Here is a 22,613-nt window from a genome sequence, read left to right on the forward strand (position 1 = left end):
TCTCCTCCGGCCCCTCCCGGCCGTTCAGGCCACCCTCGTGAACTCCACCGTGACCTCCGGCGGCCCGCCCGGCACACCGCGGTAGATCCCCTTGTGCGGGGTCACGTCGTCGTAGTCGCGGCCCCGGGCCACCACCACGTGGGACTCGTCGGCGCGCACCCCGTTGGTGGGGTCGTAGCCGCACCAGTCGCCCGCCCAGTACTCGATCCAGGCATGGCTCTGCCCGGCGACGGGCCGGTGCAGTTCGGCCTCGCGTTCCGGGTGGAGGTAGCCGGAGACGTAGCGGGCCGGCAGGCCGACGGCCCGCAGCATCGCGACGGTCAGGTGGGTGATGTCCTGGCAGACGCCCGCGCCCTGCTCCCAGGCCTCCGCGGGGGAGGTGTTCACGCTGGTCGCGCCGGGCAGGTACGACACCCGGCCGGCGACCAGCGCCGACACCGCGAGCGCCGTCTCGTGCGGGTCCAGGCCCGCCGCGGCCTTGCGGGCCTTCTTGGCCAGCTTCGCCGGAACCGTCGTACGGCCCGTGGGGCTCGCGAACTCCAACAGGCGGGAGCGCGCGACGCGTTCGGCCACCTCGGCCCAGCTGGGCGCGGCCGGCAGCGGCTCCGGCGGGGTGGTCTCGACCAGGCTGGAGGCCGTGATGGTGAGCCGGCCGTGCGGGTCCATCAGGTCGAAGCCGGTGACCTGGGTGCCCCAGTAGTCCCAGTACGTCCAGGTCGGCGTGGTCGGGTTGACGGTGACCCGGGCGTCCAGGGTGGTCTGGGCCGGCAGGGTCAGCGGGGTCATCCGGACCTCGTTGTGGGACGAGGCGGCGGGCTGGGCGTACGCCACCTCGGTGACGTGCTCGATCCGGAGGCGGCGGGTCATCGTCCGGCTCCTTCCTGGGCCCACTCGACGGGCCCCTGGTACGGGAAGAACCGCTCCGCCACCGCTTCCGCGGAGGCCATGCACGCGGTCTGCAAGTCGCGGAGCAGCAGGGGGAGTTGCTCCTCCAGGGCGTGCAGGTCGAGGTATTCGAGGCGGGTCCGCATCCGGCCGATCGGGCGGCGCGCGGGGTCCTGGCGGGGGCGCCCGAGCGCGGTCAGGCACTCCTCCGCCGTCGTCAGGGCGTGCAGCGCGGAGCGCGGGAAGTCCCGGTCCAGGAGCAGGAACTCGGCCACCCGCGGGGTGTCGCCGAAGCCGCCGTACAGGCGCGCGTACGCCTCGTCGGCGCCGGACGCGCTCAGCAGGGTCGGCCAGTCGGGCGCGTGGGCCGCGTCGAGCACCCGGACCGACAGCAGCCGTACGGTCATGTCCACCCGCTCCAGACTCCGGCCGAGCACCACGAAGCGCCAGCTGTCGTCGCGGCTCATGGTGGAGTCGGCGAGCCCGAAGAAGAGGGCCGCACGCCGCCGTACGAGTTCCAGATAGGCGTAGGGGCCGGTACGGCGGGCCGCGAGCCGCTGGTCGGCGAGCGCGTGCCAGGTGGAGTTGAGGCACTCCCACATCTCCGAGGAGACGGCCTCCCGGGCGCTGCGGGCGTTCAGCCGGGCGGCGCCGAGCGCGCCCTCGATGGACGCCGTCGAACGGGCGTCGAAGGCCAGCTGGTCCAGCACCTGCTGCATGTCGACGGGTCTGCCGCCGGCGTCCATGCCGAGGATCGCGTACAACGACCGGCAGGCCGCGTCCTCGTCGCGCCAGGGGTCCTCCAGCATCCGGTGGAGGTAGGCGTCGAGGATCCGTCCGGTGGCGTCCGCCCGCTCGACATAGCGGCCGGTCCAGATGAGGGCCTCGGCTATCCGGGAGAGGATCACGTCGTTCACTGCTGCGCCCCTTCCTGTACGACGGTGCGGTGGCCGGCGGGACCGTGCTGACGTGGGGCGATGTCGAGGAGGGCGGTGCCGTTCGCGGGCGTGGGCGGCTCGGCGGGGCCCTCGGCGAGCACCCAGGTGTCCTTGGAGCCGCCGCCCTGGCTGGAGTTGACGATCAGGTTGCCCTCCTGGAGGGCGACCCGGGTCAGGCCGCCGGGCAGGACCCAGATGTCGCTGCCGTCGTTGACGGCGAAGGGGCGCAGGTCGATGTGGCGGGGCGCCATGCGTTCACCCGCGAGGGTGGGAGAGGTGGACAGGGCGACCGGGCGCTGGGCGATGAAGCCGCGGGGGTCCCTGCGGACGGCCTCACGGGTCCTCTCCAGGGTCTCGCGGTCGGCCTTGGGGCCGATGACGATGCCCTGCCCGCCGGCCCCGTCAACCGGCTTCACGACCAGCTGGTCGATCTGGTCCAGGACGGCCTCCAACTGGCCCGGCTCGTCCGGGCGGAACGACTCCACGTTGGGCAGAATCGGTTCCTCGGAGAGGTAGTAGCGGATCAGGTCCGGGACGTAGGTGTAGAGCAGCTTGTCGTCCGCGATGCCGTTGCCGACCGCGTTGGCGAGGGTGACATGGCCCGCCATGGCCGCGCCGAGGATGCCCGGGCAGCCGATCACCGAGTCGGGGCGGAAGTGCAGCGGGTCGAGGAAGTCGTCGTCCAGGCGCCGGTATACGACATGGACGGGCACCTCGCCGCGGGTCGTGCGCATCCACACCCGGTTGCCCCGGCACACCAGGTCGTGGCCCTCGACCAGCTGGACGCCCATCAGCCGGGCGAGCAGGGCGTGTTCGAAGTAGGCGGCGTTGTTGGGCCCGGGGGTCAGGACGACGACCCGGGGGTCCTGGACCCCGTCGGGGGCGGCCGCGCGCAGGGCGGCGAGCAGCTTCTGCGCGTAACCGTCGACGGGCAGCACATGCTGTTCGGCGAACAGGGACGGGAAGACACGGGTCATCGCGCGCCGGTTCTCGATCACGTACGACACCCCGCTGGGCACCCGGACGTTGTCCTCCAGGACCCGGAAGTCGCCCTGTTCGTCCCGGACGAGGTCGATGCCGGCGACATGGATGCGTACGCCGCCCACGGGCTCGATCCCCTGGGCGGCCCGGTGGAAGTGCGGGGAGTTCAGCAGCAGCCGCCAGGGCACCACCCCGTCCTCGAAGGCTCGGGCGTGTCCGTAGGCGTCGGCGAGGTAGGCCTCCAGGGCCCGGACCCGCTGGCTCACCCCGCGTTGTACGAGATCCCATTCGAGGGCGTCGAGGATCCTGGGCACGAGGTCCAGCGGCCAGGGCCGTTCCTCGCCCGCGAAGGCGTAGGTCACGCCTCTGTCGGTGAACGTCCGGGCCATCTGGTCGGCCCGGAACCTGAGTTCACTCGGTTCGATCGGCTGGAGCGCTGCCAGTACCGGCTCATAGGCGGTCCTGACCTCACCCGGCCGCTCGAACATCTCGTCCCACGCGTCGGCCAGCGCGTACGCGTCAAATATGTCCGCCATGACCTGACGTTAAGTGCGGCACGTAACGAACTGATCACTGTGCGATTTCCGGGAGTTGACGCGCGGAGCGGGTCGCTCCGCGGGCGGGCGAGTGCAGGCCGGTGGGGGCTTGTCGCGCAGTTCCCCGCGCCCCTGGGTTGGTGCAGTGGCGGCCCGTTCTGCTGTGCCCGCCTTGTCTGGGGGCGCGGGGAACTGCGCGATCAGCCCCCGCCGGCCCGCAGGCTGGGACATACCGGGTGTTCTCCCGGCCTCTCGCCCGAGGAGCCGTGTTGCGGAGCCGGTCCGGGCCGCGCATAGTTGCGGAGCCGAGGGGGCTTCGACGCCCCGATGGGGAACAGGACAAGAGGGCGGTAGACGCTGGAACCGGGGGTGGGATGGGCAATGACCGGCTACGGGGCGGACGACCATCCACACGGTGCTGACCGGCTGTGCGAGGCCGGGGACCGGGTGTACTCCCGGGCCGTACGGCGCGGCCGGGTGCCGCGCGACGACGCCGGGCCGGTGCCCTGTCTGCTGGAACTGGCCCTGCTGCACCCGGACCCCGACGACATGGACTGGCTGGTGCCGACGGCCCCGCAGGAGGTCATGACCCGGCTGCTGCGCGAGGTCCACGACGAGGTCAGCGCGAGCCAGCGCCGGGTCGGGGCCGCGGTCGCCGCCGTGGAGCGGTACGCGGGCCTGGCGCCCAGCGTCGTCGCGGGCGGTGCCGGCGAGGGGACCGCGATCCGCGTCCTCGACGGCCTCTCCCGCATCCAGGCCGCGATGGACGAGGCCACCGAGGCCTGCACCACGGAGGTCCTCACGGTCCAGCCGGGCGGCATCCGCCCCGAGCACGAGCTGACCGAGGGCCTGCACCGGGCGCTGGCGCTGCGCGGCCGGGGCGTACGGATGCGGGACCTGTACACCCATGTGGCGCGGCACGGCCAGGGCCTGCTGAACTACCTGGAGCTGATGGGCGGTTCGGTCCAGGCCCGCACCCTCGACGAGGTTATCGACCGGCTGATCCTCTTCGACCGCACGGTCGCCTTCATCCCCGCCAACGCCGACCGCACCCTCGCCCTGGAGCTACGGCACCCCGCGCTGGTGGAGTACCTGGTGACCGTCTTCGAGCGGCTGTGGCGGCTGGCGATCCCGCTGACCGCCCCGCTCCCCGACACCGGCATCGAGGGCATCTCCCACCGCGAGCAGTCCATCGCGGCCCTGCTCGCGGAGGGCCACCAGGACGCGGTGATCGCGGAACGCCTCGGCATAAGCGTGCGCACCTGCCGGGCCCACATCGCGCGCCTGTCGGAGACCCTGGGGGCGGCCAGCCGTACGCAGCTGGGCGTGCGGATAGCGCAGGTGGGCCTGGACGGCGCCGCCGGGTCCCCGTCACCGGACCCGAGCACCTCCGCCCCGGCCTCCGTCACCTCCCTCACGCTCCCCGATCAAGGATCCCGGACCGTCCGATGAGGTAGCCGAGCTGGGCGCGGCTCTCGCTGCCGAGGGTCGCGGCGAGCTTGGCGATGTGGACGCGGGCGGTGCGGATGTTCATGCCGAGCCGGTCGGCGATGACGGCGTCCGTGTGCCCCTCCACCAGCAGCCCGGCGATGGCCCGCTGACGGGGCGTGACCCCGTTCAGGCTGGGCCGGTGCACGGTCTGCGGGTACATCGGCGTGGCCTGCCACCACAGCCGGTCGAACGTGGCGGCCAGGAACTCCACCAGTGCCGGATGCCGGACCTCCAGCGCCAGCCTGCCGTCCGCGCCGGCGGGGATGAACGCCACGTCCCGGTCGACGACGATGAGCCGGTCGGTGACCTCGTCCAGGGACCGGGCCTCGGCGTCGCCGCGGAGTTGCTCGTAGCGGGCGAGGACGAGCGGCATCTGGCGCTGGGTGTGCTGGTAGAGGGTGCGGATACGGCCGCCGCGGTCCAGCAGCGCCTGGTCCCGGTCCATCGCCACCACCTGGGCGGCGGCGCCCCGGCTGTCGCTGTAGTGCAGATTGGGCTGCACACACAGGAGTTCGCGGGCGGCGCCGGTCATCGCCTCGGTGATGGCCGCGTTGATCCGGCCGGTCCCGCTGACCACCCTGACCGCCGGGTTCCGGTCGGCCGCCGGGGCGCGCCGCGCGTCGATCCGCGTCAGCGGCGCGAACGCCTCGGCGAGTCGCTCGCCGTACTGACGCTCACGCACGACGTGGTCGGTGGTGGCGCGGAGCAGGCGGTGGAGGGCGAGGGCGGGCGGTACGGGTTCCAGCCGGGCGGGGAGCGGGGCGGCGGGGGCCTCGTGGGCAGGGTCGTGCGGGTCGGGTCGGTGATGGTCGGGGGCCTCTCCGGGCGGCCGGAACAGGCCGCTCTCGGTGAGGCAGGGGACGGCCGAGGCGTCCTGGCTCCCAATACCGCCCTGGCGCAGAGCGCGTTCGTAGAGCTCGATGGCCTGGGGGCACGGGTCCAGCGGGCCGTGCGCCGGGTGGGCGGCCGCACTCGTCACTCGCCCGCCTCCTCCTGCCCGAGGATCCCGGACTGCCCGATGAGGTAGCCGAGTTGGGCGCGGCTCTCGCTGCCGAGGGTGGCGGCGAGTTTGGCGATGTGGACGCGGGCGGTGCGGATGTTCATGCCGAGGCGGTCGGCGATGACGGCGTCGGTGTGGCCCTCGACGAGGAGGGCGGCGATGGCGCGCTGGCGGGGCGTGACGCCGTTCAGGGTGGGCTGCTGGACGGCCTGCGGGTGCATGGGGGTGGCGAGGCGCCAGAGCCGGTCGAAGGCGGTGACGAAGAAGGCCACCAGGGCGGGGTGACGGACCTCCAGGGCCAGGGTGCGGTCCTTGTTGGCCGGGACGAAGGCCACGGTCCGGTCCACGATGATCAGACGCTCGGTCACCTCGTCGAGGGTGCGGGCCTCGACGTCGCCCCGGAGGCGCTCGTAGCGGGCCTGGACGCTGGGGGCGTGGCGCAGGGTGTGCTGGTAGAGGGTGCGGATCCGGCCGCCCCGGTCCAGCAGGGCCTGGTCGCGGTCGAAGGCCTCGACATGCACGAACGGGGGCGGCTGGGCGTGTCGGTCGCTGGTGTTCGGCTGGATCGACAGCAGTTCGGAACTGCCCGCCATGGCCTGGCCGATGACCCGGCTGATGAGGTCGGTCCCGCTGAGGACGCTGATCATCGAGGAGTCGTCGGCGCCGGTACGGCCGCCGTCGATCCGCAGCAGCGGCTCGAAGATCTCGGCCAGCCGGGCCTCCCGCCGCCGCTCCTCCGCGATGCGCTCCTCGGCGATCCGCAGCATGCGGTGCAGGGCGACGGCCGGGGCGACCGGCTCCAGCCGGCCGGGGTCCGTGACGGCGGGATGCAGCAGCCCGAAGTCGAGCAGACAGGGCGCTTCCTCCGCGTCGGCACCGAGCACATGCCCCTCACGCAGGGCACGCGTGTACAGCTCCGTCCCCGCCACGCACAGGTCCTCCACACCGTGCTCGGGATGCGGCGGCCTCATCGTGTGACTCCTTCCTGCTCGAGGATGCCGGACCGTCCGATGAGGTAGCCGAGTTGGGCGCGGCTCTCGCTGCCGAGGGTGGCGGCGAGTTTGGCGATGTGGACGCGGGCGGTGCGGATGTTCATGCCGAGGCGGTCGGCGATGACGGCGTCGGTGTGGCCCTCGACGAGGAGGGCGGCGATGGCGCGCTGGCGGGAGGTGACGCCGTCCGGGGAGGGCGGTTCGACGGCCCGGGGGTGCATGGGGGTGGCGAGGCGCCAGAGCCGGTCGAAGGTGGTGGCGAGGAACGCCACCAGGGCGGGGTGACGGACCTCCAGGGCGAGGGTGCGGTCCTGGTTGGCGGGGATGAAGGCGACCTGGCGGTCGATCACGATCAGCCGCGGGGTGACTTCGTCGAGGGTGCGGGCCTCTACGTCGCCCCGGAGGCGCTCGTAGCGCGCGAGGACGCTGGGGGCGTGGCGCTGGGTGTGCTGGTAGAGGGTGCGGATACGGCCACCGCGGTCGAGCAGCGCCTGATCGCGGACCAGGGCTTCGGCATACAGGGCGGGAGGGGGAGTGTGGTGGGTCTGGGGCTGGATGGCGAGCATCTCGCCCGAGGCTCCCGCCAGGGCCCGCTCGATGGCCTCGCCGATACGGCCGAGACCGCTCAGGACGCTGATCGCGGGCGGCTTCGCGAGCGCGGCGGACTGTGGGCCGATGCCGGCCAGCGACGTGAACACCGCCGCCAGCCGCTCCTCACGACGTCGCTCCTGCGCGACGCGCTCCGCCGTCCCCCGCAGCAGACGGTGGAGGGCGAGGGTCGGGTCCGCGGGGTGTAGGTGCCGTGGGTTCTCCATGGCGGGCTGCAACAGCCCGAGGTCGATCGGACAAGGCGCCCCGTCCGCGTCCCCGGCGTTCACCCGGCCCTCGTTCAGGGCGCGGGTGTACAGGTTCAGGCCCGCCTCGCACAGGTCTTCCGTGCCGTGCGGGTGCGGCCCGGTCACGGACGGCCGTCCCCCTGCGATGCCGAGTGACCCTGGTCGAGGATGCCCGACTGCGCGATGAGGAAGCCGAGCTGGGCGCGGCTGCCGCTGCCGAGGGCGGTCGCGAGCTTGGCGATGTGGGCCCGGCAGGTGCGGACGTTCATGCCCAGGCGCCGGGCGATCGCCTCGTCCACGTGCCCCTCGACGAGGAGTTTGGCGATGGAGTGCTGGATGTCGGTGATGCCGTCCGGCGCCGTCTCGTAGGGGGCGCCGGCGCTCAGCGGGACCGCCCGGCTCCACATGAACTCGAAGACCTTGACCAGGTAGCCCACCAGACCCGGGTGCCGGAGTTCCAGGGCGACCTGCCGGTCGTCCCGGACGGGGATGAAGGCCACCGTCTCGTCGCAGATGATGAGCCGCTCCACCAGCTCGTCGATGGTGCGGTACTCCACCTTCCCGTCGGCGAACTGCTCCATGTAGGCCAGCCGCTCGGGGCTGTACCGGGCGACGTGCTGGTAGAGGGTCCGGATCCGGACCCCCCGTTCGATGAGGGTCCGGTCCCGCTCCAGCCCCTCGATCAGCCGGTTCTCGGGACGCTGGCCCCGGCTCGGCTGGACGGTGAGCACCTCGGACTGGCACTGGGAGGTCGCGAGGTCGAGCGCGGTGTTGATCCGGTCGAGCCCCTCCAGGACCGTGATCGAGTGTGCCGGTGCCACCTGCTGGGCACTCAGCGCCATGAACGGCTCGAAGGCGTCGGCCAGCTCGATCGACATCCGTCTGCGCTCGGTGATCTCGTGCTCCAGCGGGTTCAGCCGCTGGGCGAGCGCGACCGACGGGGGAACCGGGAGCATCCAGTTCGCGTCGTCCGGATCGGGGTGCAGGAGGGCGAACTCCAGCAGACAGGGAACCGACTCCGCGTCCGCACGCGAGACGTGGCCTGTCCGCAGAGCGGTGGCGTAAAGACGGCCACCTTCCTCACACAACTCGGTCACCGCATGGGGATGTGTCGCCTTAGTCCCATTCGATACCAAATTTCCACCCCCCAGGGTCCTGAACATGCAGGAACATGATGCACCGTTCGTGTGGCCATGACGTGCCCGAATGAGCCATCGTCTTACTCGACGGGGGAAAAGGGGACCTTCAAGTGAGGACGAAGCCGACTATGCGTAACAGAATGCTTCGCTCGGTGCTTGTCGCCGCCTTCTCCACCGTTGTGGCTCTCGGCGCGATCGCCGGCCTCTCCGGCGCGAAGAGCGACGTTCATGGAGTGGGTGCCGCCGGGACCGCGCAAACCGTGGTCATCGGTGAGGAGGCGCAGGCATTCCCGGCGGACACGGTCTGGGACTGACTGACATGACTACTCCACCCGACGACCGCTCCTTCCGCAGGGAGATGGCCACCGCCTACCGCTCGGGCTGGCACTTCATCGACCTCGTCACCGCGATCCCCCACCCCGGTGACTCGTTGATGGTGACCGTCTTCGGCGAACCGGTGGTCGTCACGCGGGACGAGGACGAGGACGTGCGGGCGTACCGGTGTCTGCGGCGGCCTCGGGGGGCGCCGCAGCCCGTTCGGTGTGCCATTCGGTACGGAATGATCTTTGTGAACCTGGACCAACGAGACCATCGGCTGGTGGAACCGGAAACCCCCACCCCCCGGACCATCTCAGCCACCCCCCGCAGTGCCTGACGCGATTCCCCCGTCGTAACAGATCGCTCAGGTGCTTCCCCCCGCAGCGGCGTCACCGTGACCTGAACACGGTGACGCCGCTGCAGTTTCCGGGCGACATTTCCGGCTATCGGATGATCGGCCCGTGGCTCAAAAACGCCCCATCGCGCCCGTCAGTGAGATCTCGATGACCACCCGCAGGGGGTTCGGCGCCGGGGTCCGCTCATAGCGCTCGGCGTAGCGCCGCACCGCCTCCGCGACCCGCTCCGGGTCCCTGCTGACCCGCGCCCTTCCCTCCAGCGTCGCCCAGCGCGGCCCGGCCACCTGGCACACCGCCACCGCCGCGCCCTCCTCGCCGGCCGCCAGCACGTGCCGCACCTTCGCGCTCGTCTCGCTCGCGATCACCCGAGCAAGTCGGGCCTCCGGGTCGTATGTCACCCCGACGGGCACCACGTGCGGGGTGCCGTCCGGGCGCGGGGTGGTCAGTGTGCACAGATGCCGTTCCCGCCAGAAGCTGAGGTACGACGGGTCCGGGGCACCCGGATCCTGGGCGTAGGAGGTCATGCCGGGACGTTAGTCCTCCCAGTCCTCCCGAAGACCGCCTTGAGTGGAATAGACTCAACTTTATGTACGCTGACTGAGTCAGTGCAGGAGCCGGTACCGGAGCGACACCAGGAGGAGTACGGACACGTGGATGCCGAGCTGACCAACCGGAGCCGGGACGCGATCAACGCGGCCAGCAACCGGGCCGTGACCGAGGGACACCCGGACCTCACCCCCGCCCACCTGCTCCTCGCTCTGCTCCAGGGGCAGGACAACGAGAACATCGTCGATCTGCTGGCCGCCGTCGACGCCGACCAGGCCGCCGTGCGGGCGGGCGCGGAGAAGGCCCTGGCCGCGCTGCCCAGCGTGACCGGGTCCACCGTCGCGCCCCCGCAGCCCAACCGCGACCTGCTCTCCGTCATCGCCGACGCGCAGGCCCGTGCCAAGGACCTCGGTGACGAGTTCCTCTCCACCGAGCACCTGCTCATCGGTATCGCCGCCAAGGGCGGACCGGCCGCCGAGGTGCTGACCCAGCAGGGCGCCACCCAGAAGAAGCTGGTCGACGCCTTCCAGAAAGCCCGGGGAGGGCGCCGCGTGACCACCGCCGATCCCGAGGGCCAGTACAAGGCCCTGGAGAAGTTCGGAACCGACTTCACCGCCGCCGCGCGGGACGGCAAGCTCGACCCCGTCATCGGCCGCGACCAGGAGATCCGCCGGGTCGTGCAGGTGCTGTCCCGCCGTACGAAGAACAACCCCGTCCTCATCGGCGAGCCCGGCGTCGGCAAGACCGCCGTCGTCGAGGGACTCGCCCAGCGGATCGTCAAGGGCGACGTGCCCGAGTCGCTCAAGGACAAGCGGCTGGTCGCGCTGGACCTCGGGGCCATGGTCGCCGGAGCCAAGTACCGGGGTGAGTTCGAGGAGCGGCTGAAGACCGTGCTCGCGGAGATCAAGGACTCCGACGGGCAGATCATCACCTTCATCGACGAGTTGCACACCGTCGTGGGCGCGGGCGCCGGCGGCGACTCCTCGATGGACGCCGGCAACATGCTCAAGCCGATGCTGGCGCGCGGTGAGCTGCGCATGGTGGGTGCCACCACCCTCGACGAGTACCGGGAGCGGATCGAGAAGGACCCCGCCCTGGAGCGCCGCTTCCAGCAGGTGCTGGTCGCCGAGCCGACCGTCGAGGACACCATCGCCATCCTGCGCGGGCTCAAGGGCCGCTACGAGGCCCACCACAAGGTCCAGATCGCCGACAGCGCGCTGGTCGCCGCCGCCACCCTCTCCGACCGGTACATCACCTCCCGCTTCCTGCCCGACAAGGCCATCGACCTCGTCGACGAGGCGGCCTCCCGGCTCCGCATGGAGATCGACTCCTCACCCGTCGAGATCGACGAACTCCAGCGCGGGGTCGACCGGTTGAAGATGGAGGAGCTGGCGCTGGAGAAGGAGACCGACCCGGCCTCCCGCGAGCGCCTGGAGCGGCTGCGCCGCGACCTCGCCGACAAGGAGGAGGAGCTGCGGGGCCTGACCGCCCGCTGGGAGAAGGAGAAGCAGTCCCTCAACCGGGTCGGTGAACTCAAGGAGAAGCTGGACGAGTTGCGCGGCCAGGCCGAACGCGCCCAGCGCGACGGCGACTTCGACACCGCCAGCAAGCTGCTGTACGGCGAGATCCCCACCCTGGAACGGGACCTGGAGGCCGCCTCGGAGGCCGAGGAGGAGGCCGCCAGGGACACCATGGTCAAGGAGGAGGTCGGCTCCGACGACATCGCCGACACCGTCGCCGCCTGGACCGGCATCCCGGCCGGCCGCCTCCTGGAGGGCGAGACCCAGAAACTCCTGCGCATGGAGGAGGAGTTGGGCAAGCGGCTGATCGGCCAGAGCGAGGCCGTACAGGCCGTCGCCGACGCCGTACGGCGCACCCGGGCCGGCATCGCCGACCCCGACCGGCCCACCGGCTCCTTCCTCTTCCTCGGCCCCACCGGCGTCGGCAAGACCGAACTCGCCAAGGCGCTCGCCGACTTCCTCTTCGACGACGAGCGGGCGATGGTCCGCATCGACATGTCGGAGTACGGCGAGAAGCACAGCGTGGCCCGGCTGGTCGGCGCGCCTCCCGGCTACGTCGGCTACGAGGAGGGCGGCCAGCTGACCGAGGCGGTGCGCAGGCGGCCGTACAGCGTGGTGCTCCTCGACGAGGTGGAGAAGGCCCACCCCGAGGTCTTCGACGTGCTCCTCCAGGTGCTGGACGACGGGCGGCTGACGGACGGTCAGGGACGTACGGTCGACTTCCGCAACGCGATCCTGGTGCTGACGTCCAACCTGGGCAGCCAGTTCCTCGTCGACCCGATCACCAGCGAGGAGGAGAAGAAGGAGCAGGTCCTGGAGGTCGTACGGGCCTCTTTCAAGCCGGAGTTCCTCAACCGGCTGGACGACCTGGTCGTCTTCTCGGCGCTCAGCAAGGACGAGCTCGGCCGGATCGCCCGCCTCCAGATCGACCGGCTCGCCAAGCGCCTCGCCGAGCGCCGGCTCACCCTGGAGGTGACCGACGAGGCCCTGGCCTGGCTCGCCGTCGAGGGCATGGACCCGGCCTACGGCGCCCGCCCGCTGCGCCGGCTGGTCCAGACCGCGATCGGCGACCGCCTCGCCAAGGAGATCCTCTCCGGCGAGGTCAAGGACGGCGACACGGTCCGGGTGGACGCCTTCGGCGACGGCCTGATCGTGGGACCGGCGACGGGCAAGACGCTCTGATCGTGGGACCGGCGGCCGGCAAGACGCTCTGAGGGGTCGGGCGGGGGCTGGTCGGGTCCCCGCCGCACCGCTCACAGCGTGAACGCCACGAACCGCACCTCGGACCAGTTGCGGCTGTCGTGGGTGATCTCGATCTGCACGGAGGCCCGCTCCCCCGCGACCGGGCCCGCGTCCAGGCACGCGTCGATCTGGGCGTCGCCGCACTGGGTGGTGCGCAGCTTCGGCCCCAGCGGGAAGCCGGCCGCCACCCAGGCGTCGATCTCGGCGCGCGGCATCCGGAAGCGGGCCGTGTAGCGGGGCTTGGAACCGGCCTCCAGCCCGCACCAGGCGTCGTTCGCCCCCTCCGGCATCTGCATCCCCCCGAAGGCCAGGGCCTGGGCGCACGAGGTCTTCTTCACGTCGGCGGCGACCGAGTCGTCCGTGAACAGCCACGCGATCAGCAGCGCGAGCAGGGCCGCCACCACCAGCGTCGGCACGGCGAGGATCGAGAGGAAGATCCCCCATCTGGTCCTGCCCCGCCCGTCCTGTTCCGCCACCGTTTCGATGTCCGTCTGTGTCATGTGTTCCCCCAATGGTCGGACCCAGTTCTACCTGGGCTGTCCGGATCATGTCAGCCCTGGGAGGACAGGGTCTGTCGGGGCTTGCCACCCCCCTCCCCGGATGGGGGAGGATGGCGGAATCCGTACGAAGGGAAATTCACGGTGACCATCGACCCGTCCTCGATTCCGAACTTCGGGGGCCAGCCCGAGCCGCAGCCCCAAGGACCGGCGGGCCCCGTCGTCCCGGATCAGGATCTCGTGAAGCAGCTCCTCGACCAGATGGAGCTGAAGTATGTCGTCGACGACGAGGGTGACCTCGCAGCGCCGTGGGAGCAGTTCCGTACGTATTTCATGTTCCGTGGCGAGGCCGACCAGCAGGTCTTCTCGGTGCGGACGTTCTACGACCGGCCCCACAAGATCGACGAGAAGCCCCAGCTGCTGGAGTCCATCGACGACTGGAACCGGCGCACCCTGTGGCCCAAGGTCTACAGCCACACCCATGACGACGGCACCGTCCGGCTGATCGGCGAGGCGCAGATGCTGATCGGCACCGGCGTCGCCCTGGAGCACTTCGTGTCCTCCACGGTGAGCTGGGTGCGCGCCGCCATCGAGTTCGACAAGTGGCTTGTCGAACAGCTCGGCCTCGAGGAGGACGTCAACGACGCGGAGAAGCCCGAGGGCGACGACGAGTAGGCGTTCTGCCCCGTTCCACCGCTGCAGAGGCGTATGGGCGCGTACGACCAGGTACGCGCCGTAGCCGACGAGAGCCCGGCCAGGGCACCGGTCCCCACGACCGCGTGCCAGGGCCGGGCTCTCGCCGTCGGCACCAGGCTCGGCGCGAGCGCGCGCCCGTCCACAGCCTGTGGGTAACTTTTCGCTTCTCTCGAACACACCGCCCGATCCCGTACGACGCCGTGGTCCACCACGCCCCCGCCGAGCTCGGTGTCCGCTCGGGCGGCGCGTGTCAGTCGACGGAGGCCATGAAGTTCAGCATCCTGCGGTTGGTCTCCTCCGCGTGGTCGATCTGCGGCCCGTGGCCCGTGTCCGAGATGATCTCGGCTCTGGCGCCGGGGAGCAGGCGCGGCACCCGCTCCGCCTGCCTTCGCGGGTGTACGAGGAGGCTTCGCCGGCCGAGTATCAGATAGAGCGGAGTCCGGACGGTGGACAGTTCCTCCTCCGACAGGGGAAGCGGCGCCGGCCGGCGTATGCGGTAGGCGCGACCAGCCGTTCTGATCATCCTGAGCAGTTCCGGCATGACCAGGACCGGCTGGTCCAGCCATGCCGCCAGTCGCGGGCGGAGCATCTTCGGCGCGAAGGTCGCGAAGAGGCTGGCGAAGATCCAGACGAAGAAGCGAAGACCCACTTTCTCCAGGCCGCCCGGATCGAGCAGGGTGACCGAGGCGAGGCGGCCGGGCCTGCGGTGCGCCTGGTTCAGGGCGAGCCAGCCACCGTAGGAGGAGCCGACGAGGTGGACACGGTCGAGCCCGAGCCCCGCGAGTGTCTCGTCCAGCCACTGCGCCGCGTCTTCGGGCTGGTGGATGGGCTCGCGCTGCACACTGCGCCCGGGATCACCGGGGGTGTCGAGGGCGTAGACCGGCCGCTCGGCACTGAGGGCGGGGGTGTTCGGGTACCACATGGCGGAGCAGGAGCCGGCCCCGTGCACCAGGACGACAGGGGTGCGGGATCGGGCGGCCTCGTCCGTGGGGCCGTAGCGGTAGACGTGCGTGGTGCCGAACGACGTCTCCACGTCCTCTTCCGACAGCGCGGGCGCCCCCAGCGCGTGGACCGCGTCGCAGGCCGCGAAGTAGTGCTCCCTCCAGGCTTCGCTCACGTAACGGCCGACATCGGCCCGGATGCGGGTGCGGGCAGCGGTCTCGGTCATGGTCACCTCCGGCGTCCCAGTTTCGTGATACGAACGTATCACGATGTTGGTACAGCTGTATCATCAAAAGGGCCCGCCGAGGCCACAGCAGGAACGACGAGCGGAGAACCGTCCGATGCCCAAGCGCGTGGACCACGCAGAACGGCGCACCGAGATCGCCGAGGCGCTCATCCGGATCGCCGACCGACGGGGGCTGCACGCCGTGGGGATGCGTGATGTGGCAGCGGAGGCGGGCGTATCACTGCGCCTGGTGCAGTACTACTTCCAGACCAAGGAGAAGTTGCTGCTCTTCGGGCTCGAACGGCTGGCGGAGAGGTTCGGGGAGCGCGTCGCCGCCCGAGTACGGGCCGCCGGGGACAGCCCTGGTCCGCGCGCCATGGTCGAGGCCCTTCTGATGGCCGCGCTGCCGACGGACGACGAGAGCCGTACCTTCCACCACCTCTACACGTCCTACGCGGTGCTGGCCATGACCGACCGGGCGCTCGCGGCCCAGCCCTTCATCAAGAATCCCGATGCCGCCGAAGACGCCCTGACCGGACTCCTCCGGCAGGCACAGGAAGCGGCACTGCTCGAGCCCGGCGTCGACGCACGGTCCGAGGCAGCCGGCCTGCTCGCCATGTCCGCGGGACTCGGCACCGGCATCCTCGTCGGCCAGCGCAGCCCCCAGTCCGCGACCACCGTGCTGAACCACCACCTGGACCGGGTCTTCCGCACCGGCGACGAGGTCTCGGCATGAGTGACCGGAGCCCGGCTGCCGTGGAACTGCGGACCGACCGGCTGCTGCTGAGCCGCCCCACCCCAGCCGATGTCGACGCGATCCTCGCCGTCCACCGCGACCCCGAGACCTGCGCCCACAACCCGTCCGACGCACTGGCCCGGTTCGAGGAGGCGGAGGCGCTCTACCGCCGCTGGGACGCCCAGTGGCAGCAGCACGGATACGGGTACTGGGTCGTACGGCGCCACGGCTCCGCCGAGCAGCTCGGATTCTGCGGAATCAAGCCCATGGAACTGCACGGAGCCCCGGTCCTGAACCTCTTCTACCGTTTCGCCACCTCGGCCTGGGGCCAAGGCTTCGCCGGTGAAGCCGCGGCCGCGGTGGTCACCTGGGCATCCCGTCATCTGCCCGGCCTCCCGCTGATTGCCCGCGTGCGACCGGCCAACCTCGCTTCTCAGCGCGTGGCGATACGCGCCGGGCTCGACCGGGCAGAACACCTCGACACCGAGGGGTACGACGGCTTCGACTGGATCTACGTGGCCCCACCGGCGGACATCGCCGAGGCGTAGCCATTCCGGCTACGGCAACTCACGGCGACTCCTTGTCCGCAGTCGGGTGGGTGACGGGCACTTCCGCCCACACCGTCTTGCCCAGCGGGTGCCGTGACGTCCAGCCCCAGCGTGCGGCCACGGCGGCCACCAGGACCAGCCCCCTGCCCGATTCGCCCTCCGGAGCCGACGAGGCCGGAGTCACCGGGGGCCGTTTGCCGGAGGCCGCGTCCGCGACCTCGACGCGGACCAGGCCCGCCGCCGTGTCGAGGGCGACCCGGAGGCCGAAGTCGTGTCCCGGTACCCGGCCGTGGAGAACCGCGTTCGCGGCGAGTTCGGCGACCACGAGGGCGACCGCGCACGACGCGTCTGACGCCGGCGAATACCCCCGCTCCTCCAGGTGCCGTACGGCGAGCTGCCGGGCCCGTCGCGCACCCCGAGGTGAGGAGGAGAACTGTGCGACCAGGGGCGGCGGTTCGCTCTGTACGTTCGTCGTTTCTGTCAGCACGGCGTCTTCCGTCCTTGGCCGTCGGGCAGGGAGATGTGGCGTGGCGTACGCGAGTCGTCACGTTCCGCACTCAAGAGTCGTCCGGTCGCCCTACGCTCAACAGGTGACGCGGCCTTACTTTTCGACCCGTAAGGAACGGAAGTGGCGCTTTGGCCAACGGAATTGACCCCAGTACGTCGATGGCCGCGCTGTTCGGCGCGCGGGTCCGCAGACTTCGCCTCGCGGCCGGGCTGACCCAGGCCGAACTGGGCGACAAGGTGCACGTGGTGGGCACGCGGATCACGCAGATCGAGCGGGCGTCCGGGGCGAAGCCGACGCTGGAGCTGGCACGGGCGCTGGATGCGGCGCTCGGTGCGGACGATCTGCTGGTGCAGCTGTGGCCGTACGTGTACCGGGAGGCGTTTCCGGACTGGTCGCGGAGGTTCATGGAGTACGCGGAGCGGGCGGTGGGCATTCACGAGTACGCGGCGCATGTGGTGCCGGGCTTGTTGCAGACCGAGTCGTACGCGCGGGCGGTACTGAGCGTCGGCCTGACGCTCGGCAGTGAGGAGCAGTTGGAGGAGCGGGTCGCCGCTCGCATGGGGCGACAGCAACGTCTCCGCGCCCCTGACCGGCCCGAGTTGTGGGTGATCCTCGACGAGTCGGTGCTCCGGCGTCCGGTCGGCGGGCAGGCGGTGATGTGCGAGCAGTTGGAGCGACTGCTGGAAGTCCTGAAGGTCCGTCACATCACCGTGCAGGTACTGCCGTTCGACCAGGGCGAGCACGATGTGATGGGCGGTTCGCTCACTGTTCTCACCATGCCGGGCGGCTCGGAGATCGCCTACACCGAGGGCGCGCACCACGGCCGACTCATCGAGGATCCGGACGAGGTCAAGCGCTACTCGCGGGCCTACGATCGACTGCGGGCGGCAGCCCTGCCCCCGCTCATGTCACTGGGCATGATCCGATCCGTGTTGGAGGACAACCGCCGTGGCTCGCATCTCCCGTCCCGAACTGAACGGCGCCGCCTGGCGCAGGAGCAGCTACAGCAATCAGGAGGGCGGCAACTGCGTGGAGGTGGCCGACGGGGTCCAGGAGGCCGTCGTCCCCGTACGTGACAGCAAGGTCCCGCACGGCCCGGCGCTCTGCTTCGAAGCCGTCGCCTGGGACGCGTTCATAGGCGAGCTGAAGGCCGGCGACCACCGCCACTGAGGTCACCGCGTGTCGCGATGGCCGAGCGCCTCGTCAGCCGACCTTGACCGTCCAGGTCGAGGAGTACGTGTCCGTCAGAGTCGTGGTGCCCGGGCGGTGGACCCGTAGGGTCCACGTGCCGGTGTGCGAGAAGGTGATCTTCGTGGTGGCCTTGCCCGTGGTGGCGAGGGTGGCGCTCGTGAGGGTCACCCACCGGCCGTCCTTCTGCCGGGCCTGGAAGCGCAGGGCGGTCCCCTTGACGTACGGGGAGCTGAGCGCGGTGAAGGACACGGCCTTGCCGTGGACCGCCGTGGTGGCGGGCCTGCTGACGGTGAGCGCGGCCTTGACGTGTGCCGTCAGGGTCGTGCTCGTGGAGGACGTCCACGTCAGGTCCTTGGCGGCGGTGACGGCACGCCAGGCGCCGTTGGACCTGGCGGTGATGGCGTAGGAGGCCTTGCCGGTGCTGTCCGCGGTGACGGTCGCCCGGGTCTTCCAAGCGGTGGTCCCCGCCTGCTTGTACTGGAAACTGACCTTGGCGCCCGCCGCGGGCTTGCCGCCGCTCCGGGTCACGGCGGCGGTGAAGGTCGCCGTACGGCCGTAGGTGCTGGTGGCCGGGCCGGTCAGCCGGGTCGTCGTGGCGGCGACCACGCGCAGCGGCATGCTGCGGACGGTGGTGTCGCCGTACTGCGAGACGATGGTCAGCGTGACGTCGTGCACCCCGGTGGCCGCGGCCTTCCAGGTGCCGGCGGGCTGTGCGGGATAGCCGCCGGTGGCGACCGTCGTGCCGTCGACGTCGAGGGTCCAGTGCTCGGCCCGGCTGACGCCGTCGGCGGCGGACGTCGTGGCGGCGAACTTCCAGCTGCTGCCCACCACCGGGAAGTCCTGGAAGCCGTCCGTCCAGGTCGGCGTGACCTCGGACACCACCCGGACCGGCAGGTCCACCCGGCCGTGGGCGCCGCGGTTGTCGACCGAGTCGAACGTCAACGTGTGGGTGCCGTAGGGGAGTTGGTCGACGTCCGCGAGGAAGCCGTCCGTGTTCCCCAAGTAGGTGTAGGCGCCGACCGGGGTCGTCGCCTGGGGCGTGCCGTCGAGCGACACGGTGGTGCTGACCGGATAGGCGTAGGTGAGGTTGGACGGGAACGTCCTGTTGAGCGCCGGCGGGTAGGCGTACGTCACGATCACCGGCGTCTTGTCCGGGCGGATGACGCTGTCCAGCCTCGGCGTGATGGTGAAGCCGTGGTCGACCAGGGTGACGGCCCGGACCGGGGAACCCGCGCGGCCGTCCTTGTCGTAGGCCACGACGTAGAGGTCTCCGGGGTACAGGCCGGCCGGGACCGCACTCGTGTCCAGCGTGGTGGTCCACGTCGTGCCGCTCGCCGGGGCGGTCAGGTCGACGGGGGCGGGCCAGGCCCTGCTGGTGCTGAAGTAGCGGACGCGTGAGACGCCGTCGGTGCCGGTCGCGTCGGCTCGCAGGGACAAGTCACCGTCCGCGGACAGGCCCACGGGCTTGTACGTGGTCCAGGCGTCGTCGCCGGGCAGGTCGGGCAGGGTGACGGCCGGCCGCCCGTTGTCGACGGTGACGGCGGCGTCGGCCGTGACGGTCCGGGGGCGGGGGCTGTCCACCTCGATGTGGAGGGAGTTCGGGCCGTCGTTCACCAGCGGCGCGGCCACTCCGTCGGTGGCACCTCCGAACTGCCGGGTGGCGGCGGTGTCCAGGGTCGCGTGCAGGGTGCAGGAGGGCAGACAGTCCCCCGGGTGCAGGGCGAAGGTCTGCTCGACCGTGCCGGTGCCCTGGTACACGCCGCTGCCGGTGATGCTGACCACGGCCGCGGTCGGCTCGTCGTCCGGGTCCCCGTGCACGGTGAAGGTGACATCCGTCGTACCGGTGATCGTCTGTCCGGCGCTGACCGTGCCGTCGCCGCCGGTGTCCGAGGAGATGCCGTCGACCGTGATCACGGCCCCGGTGTCGTCCGCGACGGCGAGCGACACGGGCGCGACGGCGCACAGCACGGTGGCACTCGCCGCGACGGCGAGTGCTCTGACGGATCGGGACATCCCCACGTCTCTCCTCCTGGGCCTGACCTGGCTAGGCGGAGGCGCCGGACGCGGTCCGCACGCTGCGCGGACCACCCCGGGTCACGGTGCGTGGGGGAGTGGCTGACCAGTGCGGCAGCAGCGAGAAGAATCTTGAGAGGGCGCCGAACGGGTGTCAAGGATCTTGCCGACCGTCCCAAGGCGTGGATGGCCCGCCGCGGCGCTTCGGTCGGCACGCGGGCTTTCCCCGCCGCTCAGCCGGCCAGGGTCTTCAACCGCCCCACGGCCTCCTCCAGCACGCCCGCCTGCTTGCAGAACGCGAACCGTACGAAGGGAGCGCCGGCTTTCCGATGGTCGTAGAAGACGGCGTTCGGGATGGCGACCACGCCGGCCCGCTCCGGCAGGGCGCGGCAGAAGGCGAAGCCGTCGTTCTCGCCGAGGGGGCGGATGTCGGTGGTGATGAAGTAGGTGCCGGCGGGCTTGAACACCTTGAAGCCCGCGTCTGCCAGGCCCGCCGCGAGCAGGTCCCGCTTGGCCAGCATGTCCTCGCGGAACGCGGTGAAGTAGCTGTCGGGCAGGGCGAGGGCCTCGGCCACCGCGTACTGGAACGGTCCTGAGGAGACGTACGTCAGGAACTGCTTCGCCGAGCGGACCGCCGAGACCAGGCCGGGCGCCGCCGTGATCCAGCCGACCTTCCAGCCGGTGAAGGAGAACGTCTTGCCGGCGGAGCCGATCGTCACCGTGCGCTCCCGCATCCCCGGGAAGGTCGCGAGGGGGAGGTGCTCGGCCTCGTCGAAGACCAGGTGCTCGTAGACCTCGTCCGTGACCACCAGCAGATCCCGCTCCACGGCCAGTTCGGCGATCGCCGTCAGCTCCTCGCGGGTGAGGACCGTGCCGGTGGGGTTGTGCGGGGTGTTGATCAGCAGGAGGCGGGTCCGGTCGGTGACGGCGGCGCGCAGCTCGTCCAGGTCCAGGCGGAACGAGCCCTCGTGCGGGCGCAGGGTGACCGGGACCCTGGTCCCGCCCGCCATCGCGATGCAGGCCGCGTAGGAGTCGTAGTACGGCTCGAACGCGACGACCTCGTCACCCGGCTCGACCAGGGCCAGCAGGGCCGCGGCGATGGCCTCCGTGGCGCCCGCCGTGACCAGGACCTCGGTGTCGGGGTCGTAGGAGAGGCCGTAGCGGCGCTCCTGGTGTGCGGCGACCGCGGTACGCAGCTCCGGGACGCCCGGGCCCGGGGGGTACTGGTTGCCACGTCCGTCGCGCAGCGCCCGCACGGCCGCCTCCCTGACCTCCTCGGGACCGTCCGTGTCGGGGAAACCCTGGCCCAGGTTGATCGAACCGGTCCGCAGAGCCAGGGCGGACATCTCGGCGAAGATCGTCGTCCCGAACTCGGCGAGACGGCGGTTCAGCAGGGGGCGTGCGCTGGAGGTCATGCGGGTCATCCTGCGCCCAAGCTCTGGAGGTCCTCAACTCACCTTCACTGATGAGCACCTGCGGCGGCATCGACACTCCCCTCTCTGAGCAGGGGAAGGACTGTTGCCGACTGTCGTCATCTGTCGTTGGTGGCTGCCCTCGGACGGCCCACAGACGGCCCGGTTTCCGGCCCCGGTATGAGGGGGCCTGGTGCGCTATGGCACCAGGCTACGAGACGCACCATTCCGCCTGACGGTCCCTGCCGCGATGATGTCTGGTCATGAAGGAACTCGCCCTTGCTCTCGTAGCTGCGGTGTTCGGTCTGGCTGGCACAGTCGTTGGTGCGCGTGCCGCGAAGAAAGGAGCGTTGATCAGTGCGGAAGTCACCTTGCAGCAAGTTCGTGATCAAGCCAATGTCGATCACGCCCACTGGCTTAGGCAACAGCGGCTTCAGGCGTACGAGGGTTTTCTAGCAGCCTGGGACGAGTGCCTACGCATCGTTGACTCCGTCGGTTTGCCGGGGAACTCTGACTCGCCGGGAATCAACCCGCTGAAGGAAGCTACAGGCCGCATGGCAGAGCGTGCGAGGCGGATCGACATTCTCGGGCCGGCCGAGGTGGCCCGGGCAGCAGAAGAGCTTGCCGTCAGCATTCGGCGCGACGTGGACATGGCCACCAAACTCATGGAACTCGCAGAGGCGCAGAAGCCGGCAGCAGAGCGCATCACCAGCGTGACAGCACCCGCGATGGCGTCCGCTGTTGAGGCTATGGAGGAGGCGGCAAGGCAGATGCAAGAGCTTACGGCGGAGGCAGCGGAGGACGTTCGAGTGCCTCCTGGAGCGGATGCGATGTTCGAGGCCTTCGATCGGGCCGAGGAACTCGCCAACGTTGCGATCGCTCAGGCGCACGAGGGCAGTGATGATTTTGCAGTCTTCCTTGATCAAGCGAGTGCGATCCTCACTGAGCTGAGGAGCAATCAGGAAGCCCGCGAGGGTATTCGCGAGCGGTTCACGACCGCAGCGCGGCGTACGCTTGATTCCGCAACTCCTTGAGCATGGCGCCGGATACCGACTTGTGACGCA

23 protein-coding genes are annotated in these 22,613 nt (G+C 70.8%); 10 read left to right on the plus strand and 13 right to left on the minus strand.

Translation table 11 applies throughout. The features are described 5' to 3' along the window. Positions 1 to 24: 24 nt before the first annotated feature. Genes AC2XR2_RS24090 through AC2XR2_RS24100 form a run of 3 tightly spaced genes read right to left on the minus strand, consistent with a single transcriptional unit; the run spans position 25 to position 3,340 of the window. Positions 25 to 867, minus strand: a complete 843-nt coding sequence (locus tag AC2XR2_RS24090) for a transglutaminase family protein (RefSeq protein ID WP_381299045.1) — start codon at positions 865 to 867, stop codon at positions 25 to 27. Further along, entirely contained in the window at positions 864 to 1,802 is a 939-nt protein-coding gene (locus tag AC2XR2_RS24095; RefSeq protein ID WP_381299046.1) for an alpha-E domain-containing protein, read from the minus strand. The genes AC2XR2_RS24090 and AC2XR2_RS24095 overlap by 4 nt, the downstream gene beginning before the upstream one ends. After that, positions 1,799 to 3,340 carry a circularly permuted type 2 ATP-grasp protein gene (locus tag AC2XR2_RS24100; RefSeq protein WP_491516275.1) on the minus strand — a complete coding sequence of 514 codons (1,542 nt, stop codon included), beginning with the start codon at positions 3,338 to 3,340 and terminating at the stop codon, positions 1,799 to 1,801. Before AC2XR2_RS24100 ends, AC2XR2_RS24095 begins: the two co-directional genes overlap by 4 nt. Before the next feature lie 381 nt (positions 3,341 to 3,721). On the opposite strand from AC2XR2_RS24100, the gene AC2XR2_RS24105 reads away from it, so the two are divergent. Then, complete coding sequence (locus tag AC2XR2_RS24105) at positions 3,722 to 4,792, plus strand: helix-turn-helix transcriptional regulator (RefSeq protein ID WP_491516276.1); 1,071 nt, start codon at positions 3,722 to 3,724, stop codon at positions 4,790 to 4,792. On the opposite strand, the gene AC2XR2_RS24110 is transcribed toward AC2XR2_RS24105, so the two are convergent. Genes AC2XR2_RS24110 through AC2XR2_RS24125 form a run of 4 tightly spaced genes read right to left on the minus strand, consistent with a single transcriptional unit; the run spans position 4,755 to position 8,822 of the window. Then, positions 4,755 to 5,810: a helix-turn-helix transcriptional regulator gene (locus AC2XR2_RS24110; protein WP_381299049.1), complete on the minus strand. Its 1,056-nt coding sequence runs from the start codon at positions 5,808 to 5,810 to the stop codon at positions 4,755 to 4,757. The two genes, AC2XR2_RS24105 and AC2XR2_RS24110, sit on opposite strands and share 38 nt — an antisense overlap. Beyond that, positions 5,807 to 6,802: a helix-turn-helix transcriptional regulator gene (locus tag AC2XR2_RS24115; RefSeq protein WP_381299050.1), complete on the minus strand. Its 996-nt coding sequence runs from the start codon at positions 6,800 to 6,802 to the stop codon at positions 5,807 to 5,809. The genes AC2XR2_RS24110 and AC2XR2_RS24115 overlap by 4 nt, the downstream gene beginning before the upstream one ends. Then, the gene (locus AC2XR2_RS24120; protein WP_491516277.1) at positions 6,799 to 7,785 is read right to left on the minus strand and encodes a LuxR C-terminal-related transcriptional regulator; all 987 of its coding nucleotides are present in this window, start codon (positions 7,783 to 7,785) and stop codon (positions 6,799 to 6,801) included. The genes AC2XR2_RS24115 and AC2XR2_RS24120 overlap by 4 nt, the downstream gene beginning before the upstream one ends. After that, positions 7,782 to 8,822 (minus strand): helix-turn-helix transcriptional regulator, encoded by a 1,041-nt coding sequence (locus AC2XR2_RS24125; RefSeq protein WP_381299052.1) that lies wholly within the window; start codon positions 8,820 to 8,822, stop codon positions 7,782 to 7,784. The genes AC2XR2_RS24120 and AC2XR2_RS24125 overlap by 4 nt, the downstream gene beginning before the upstream one ends. Positions 8,823 to 8,950: 128 nt before the next feature. On the opposite strand from AC2XR2_RS24125, the gene AC2XR2_RS24130 reads away from it, so the two are divergent. Together AC2XR2_RS24130 and AC2XR2_RS24135 are read left to right on the plus strand one after the other, a co-directional pair. Then, positions 8,951 to 9,112: a hypothetical protein gene (locus tag AC2XR2_RS24130; protein ID WP_381299053.1), complete on the plus strand. Its 162-nt coding sequence runs from the start codon at positions 8,951 to 8,953 to the stop codon at positions 9,110 to 9,112. A gap of 5 nt (positions 9,113 to 9,117) precedes the next feature. After that, entirely contained in the window at positions 9,118 to 9,453 is a 336-nt protein-coding gene (locus AC2XR2_RS24135) for a Rieske (2Fe-2S) protein (RefSeq protein ID WP_028809089.1), read from the plus strand. 129 nt (positions 9,454 to 9,582) lie between these two features. Here AC2XR2_RS24135 and AC2XR2_RS24140 read toward each other — a convergent pair whose 3' ends face one another. Next, positions 9,583 to 9,996 carry a pyridoxamine 5'-phosphate oxidase family protein gene (locus AC2XR2_RS24140; RefSeq protein ID WP_491516278.1) on the minus strand — a complete coding sequence of 138 codons (414 nt, stop codon included), beginning with the start codon at positions 9,994 to 9,996 and terminating at the stop codon, positions 9,583 to 9,585. 126 nt (positions 9,997 to 10,122) lie between these two features. Here AC2XR2_RS24140 and clpB point away from each other — a divergent pair, with 126 nt between their 5' ends. Then, complete coding sequence (clpB, locus tag AC2XR2_RS24145; protein WP_381299055.1) at positions 10,123 to 12,720, plus strand: ATP-dependent chaperone ClpB; 2,598 nt, start codon at positions 10,123 to 10,125, stop codon at positions 12,718 to 12,720. Between the two features lie 71 nt (positions 12,721 to 12,791). On the opposite strand, the gene AC2XR2_RS24150 is transcribed toward clpB, so the two are convergent. After that, on the minus strand, positions 12,792 to 13,280 hold the full coding sequence (locus tag AC2XR2_RS24150; protein WP_381299058.1) for a hypothetical protein: 489 nt from the start codon (positions 13,278 to 13,280) through the stop codon (positions 12,792 to 12,794). A gap of 141 nt (positions 13,281 to 13,421) precedes the next feature. Between AC2XR2_RS24150 and AC2XR2_RS24155 the strand changes: the two genes are divergently transcribed. Continuing rightward, complete coding sequence (locus AC2XR2_RS24155; protein WP_381299059.1) at positions 13,422 to 13,952, plus strand: YbjN domain-containing protein; 531 nt, start codon at positions 13,422 to 13,424, stop codon at positions 13,950 to 13,952. Between the two features lie 271 nt (positions 13,953 to 14,223). Here the strand turns inward: AC2XR2_RS24155 and AC2XR2_RS24160 are convergent, their stop codons facing one another. Then, the gene (locus AC2XR2_RS24160) at positions 14,224 to 15,141 is read right to left on the minus strand and encodes an alpha/beta fold hydrolase (protein WP_491516279.1); all 918 of its coding nucleotides are present in this window, start codon (positions 15,139 to 15,141) and stop codon (positions 14,224 to 14,226) included. A gap of 115 nt (positions 15,142 to 15,256) precedes the next feature. On the opposite strand from AC2XR2_RS24160, the gene AC2XR2_RS24165 reads away from it, so the two are divergent. Further along, the gene (locus AC2XR2_RS24165) at positions 15,257 to 15,877 is read left to right on the plus strand and encodes a TetR/AcrR family transcriptional regulator (RefSeq protein ID WP_449348855.1); all 621 of its coding nucleotides are present in this window, start codon (positions 15,257 to 15,259) and stop codon (positions 15,875 to 15,877) included. Then, positions 15,874 to 16,425: a GNAT family N-acetyltransferase gene (locus tag AC2XR2_RS24170; RefSeq protein ID WP_491516280.1), complete on the plus strand. Its 552-nt coding sequence runs from the start codon at positions 15,874 to 15,876 to the stop codon at positions 16,423 to 16,425. Before AC2XR2_RS24165 ends, AC2XR2_RS24170 begins: the two co-directional genes overlap by 4 nt. 19 nt (positions 16,426 to 16,444) lie before the next feature. Here AC2XR2_RS24170 and AC2XR2_RS24175 read toward each other — a convergent pair whose 3' ends face one another. Next, on the minus strand, positions 16,445 to 16,912 hold the full coding sequence (locus tag AC2XR2_RS24175) for an ATP-binding protein (RefSeq protein ID WP_491516281.1): 468 nt from the start codon (positions 16,910 to 16,912) through the stop codon (positions 16,445 to 16,447). Positions 16,913 to 17,091: 179 nt separating this feature from the next. Here AC2XR2_RS24175 and AC2XR2_RS24180 point away from each other — a divergent pair, with 179 nt between their 5' ends. Beyond that, positions 17,092 to 18,009, plus strand: coding sequence for a helix-turn-helix domain-containing protein (locus tag AC2XR2_RS24180; RefSeq protein ID WP_491518487.1), 918 nt, complete (start codon positions 17,092 to 17,094; stop codon positions 18,007 to 18,009). After that, entirely contained in the window at positions 17,963 to 18,103 is a 141-nt protein-coding gene (locus AC2XR2_RS24185) for a DUF397 domain-containing protein (protein ID WP_491516282.1), read from the plus strand. Before AC2XR2_RS24180 ends, AC2XR2_RS24185 begins: the two co-directional genes overlap by 47 nt. A gap of 33 nt (positions 18,104 to 18,136) precedes the next feature. On the opposite strand, the gene AC2XR2_RS24190 is transcribed toward AC2XR2_RS24185, so the two are convergent. Together AC2XR2_RS24190 and AC2XR2_RS24195 are read right to left on the minus strand one after the other, a co-directional pair. After that, positions 18,137 to 20,137 (minus strand): RHS repeat domain-containing protein, encoded by a 2,001-nt coding sequence (locus tag AC2XR2_RS24190; RefSeq protein WP_491516283.1) that lies wholly within the window; start codon positions 20,135 to 20,137, stop codon positions 18,137 to 18,139. 233 nt (positions 20,138 to 20,370) lie between these two features. Then, the gene (locus tag AC2XR2_RS24195) at positions 20,371 to 21,561 is read right to left on the minus strand and encodes a pyridoxal phosphate-dependent aminotransferase (protein ID WP_381299065.1); all 1,191 of its coding nucleotides are present in this window, start codon (positions 21,559 to 21,561) and stop codon (positions 20,371 to 20,373) included. Between the two features lie 251 nt (positions 21,562 to 21,812). Here AC2XR2_RS24195 and AC2XR2_RS24200 point away from each other — a divergent pair, with 251 nt between their 5' ends. Beyond that, positions 21,813 to 22,583 carry a hypothetical protein gene (locus AC2XR2_RS24200; protein ID WP_491516284.1) on the plus strand — a complete coding sequence of 257 codons (771 nt, stop codon included), beginning with the start codon at positions 21,813 to 21,815 and terminating at the stop codon, positions 22,581 to 22,583. Positions 22,584 to 22,613: the final 30 nt, after the last annotated feature.

This window comes from Streptomyces sp. LS-MS-L19, from assembly GCF_058382285.1.

Bases quoted from the DNA above. Each gene is read 5' to 3' on its own strand.
- AC2XR2_RS24090 (WP_381299045.1), bottom strand. From the start codon at position 867: ATGACCCGCCGCCTCCGGATCGAGCACGTCACCGAGGTGGCGTACGCC.
- AC2XR2_RS24100 (WP_491516275.1), bottom strand. From the start codon at position 3,340: ATGGCGGACATATTTGACGCGTACGCGCTGGCCGACGCGTGGGACGAG.
- AC2XR2_RS24105 (WP_491516276.1), top strand. From the start codon at position 3,722: ATGACCGGCTACGGGGCGGACGACCATCCACACGGTGCTGACCGGCTG.
- AC2XR2_RS24115 (WP_381299050.1), bottom strand. From the start codon at position 6,802: ATGAGGCCGCCGCATCCCGAGCACGGTGTGGAGGACCTGTGCGTGGCG.
- AC2XR2_RS24125 (WP_381299052.1), bottom strand. From the start codon at position 8,822: ATGTTCAGGACCCTGGGGGGTGGAAATTTGGTATCGAATGGGACTAAG.
- AC2XR2_RS24135 (WP_028809089.1), top strand. From the start codon at position 9,118: ATGACTACTCCACCCGACGACCGCTCCTTCCGCAGGGAGATGGCCACC.
- AC2XR2_RS24140 (WP_491516278.1), bottom strand. From the start codon at position 9,996: ATGACCTCCTACGCCCAGGATCCGGGTGCCCCGGACCCGTCGTACCTC.
- AC2XR2_RS24150 (WP_381299058.1), bottom strand. From the start codon at position 13,280: ATGACACAGACGGACATCGAAACGGTGGCGGAACAGGACGGGCGGGGC.
- AC2XR2_RS24160 (WP_491516279.1), bottom strand. From the start codon at position 15,141: ATGACCGAGACCGCTGCCCGCACCCGCATCCGGGCCGATGTCGGCCGT.
- AC2XR2_RS24165 (WP_449348855.1), top strand. From the start codon at position 15,257: ATGCCCAAGCGCGTGGACCACGCAGAACGGCGCACCGAGATCGCCGAG.
- AC2XR2_RS24170 (WP_491516280.1), top strand. From the start codon at position 15,874: ATGAGTGACCGGAGCCCGGCTGCCGTGGAACTGCGGACCGACCGGCTG.
- AC2XR2_RS24180 (WP_491518487.1), top strand. From the start codon at position 17,092: ATGGCCGCGCTGTTCGGCGCGCGGGTCCGCAGACTTCGCCTCGCGGCC.
- AC2XR2_RS24190 (WP_491516283.1), bottom strand. From the start codon at position 20,137: ATGTCCCGATCCGTCAGAGCACTCGCCGTCGCGGCGAGTGCCACCGTG.
- AC2XR2_RS24195 (WP_381299065.1), bottom strand. From the start codon at position 21,561: ATGACCCGCATGACCTCCAGCGCACGCCCCCTGCTGAACCGCCGTCTC.
- AC2XR2_RS24200 (WP_491516284.1), top strand. From the start codon at position 21,813: ATGAAGGAACTCGCCCTTGCTCTCGTAGCTGCGGTGTTCGGTCTGGCT.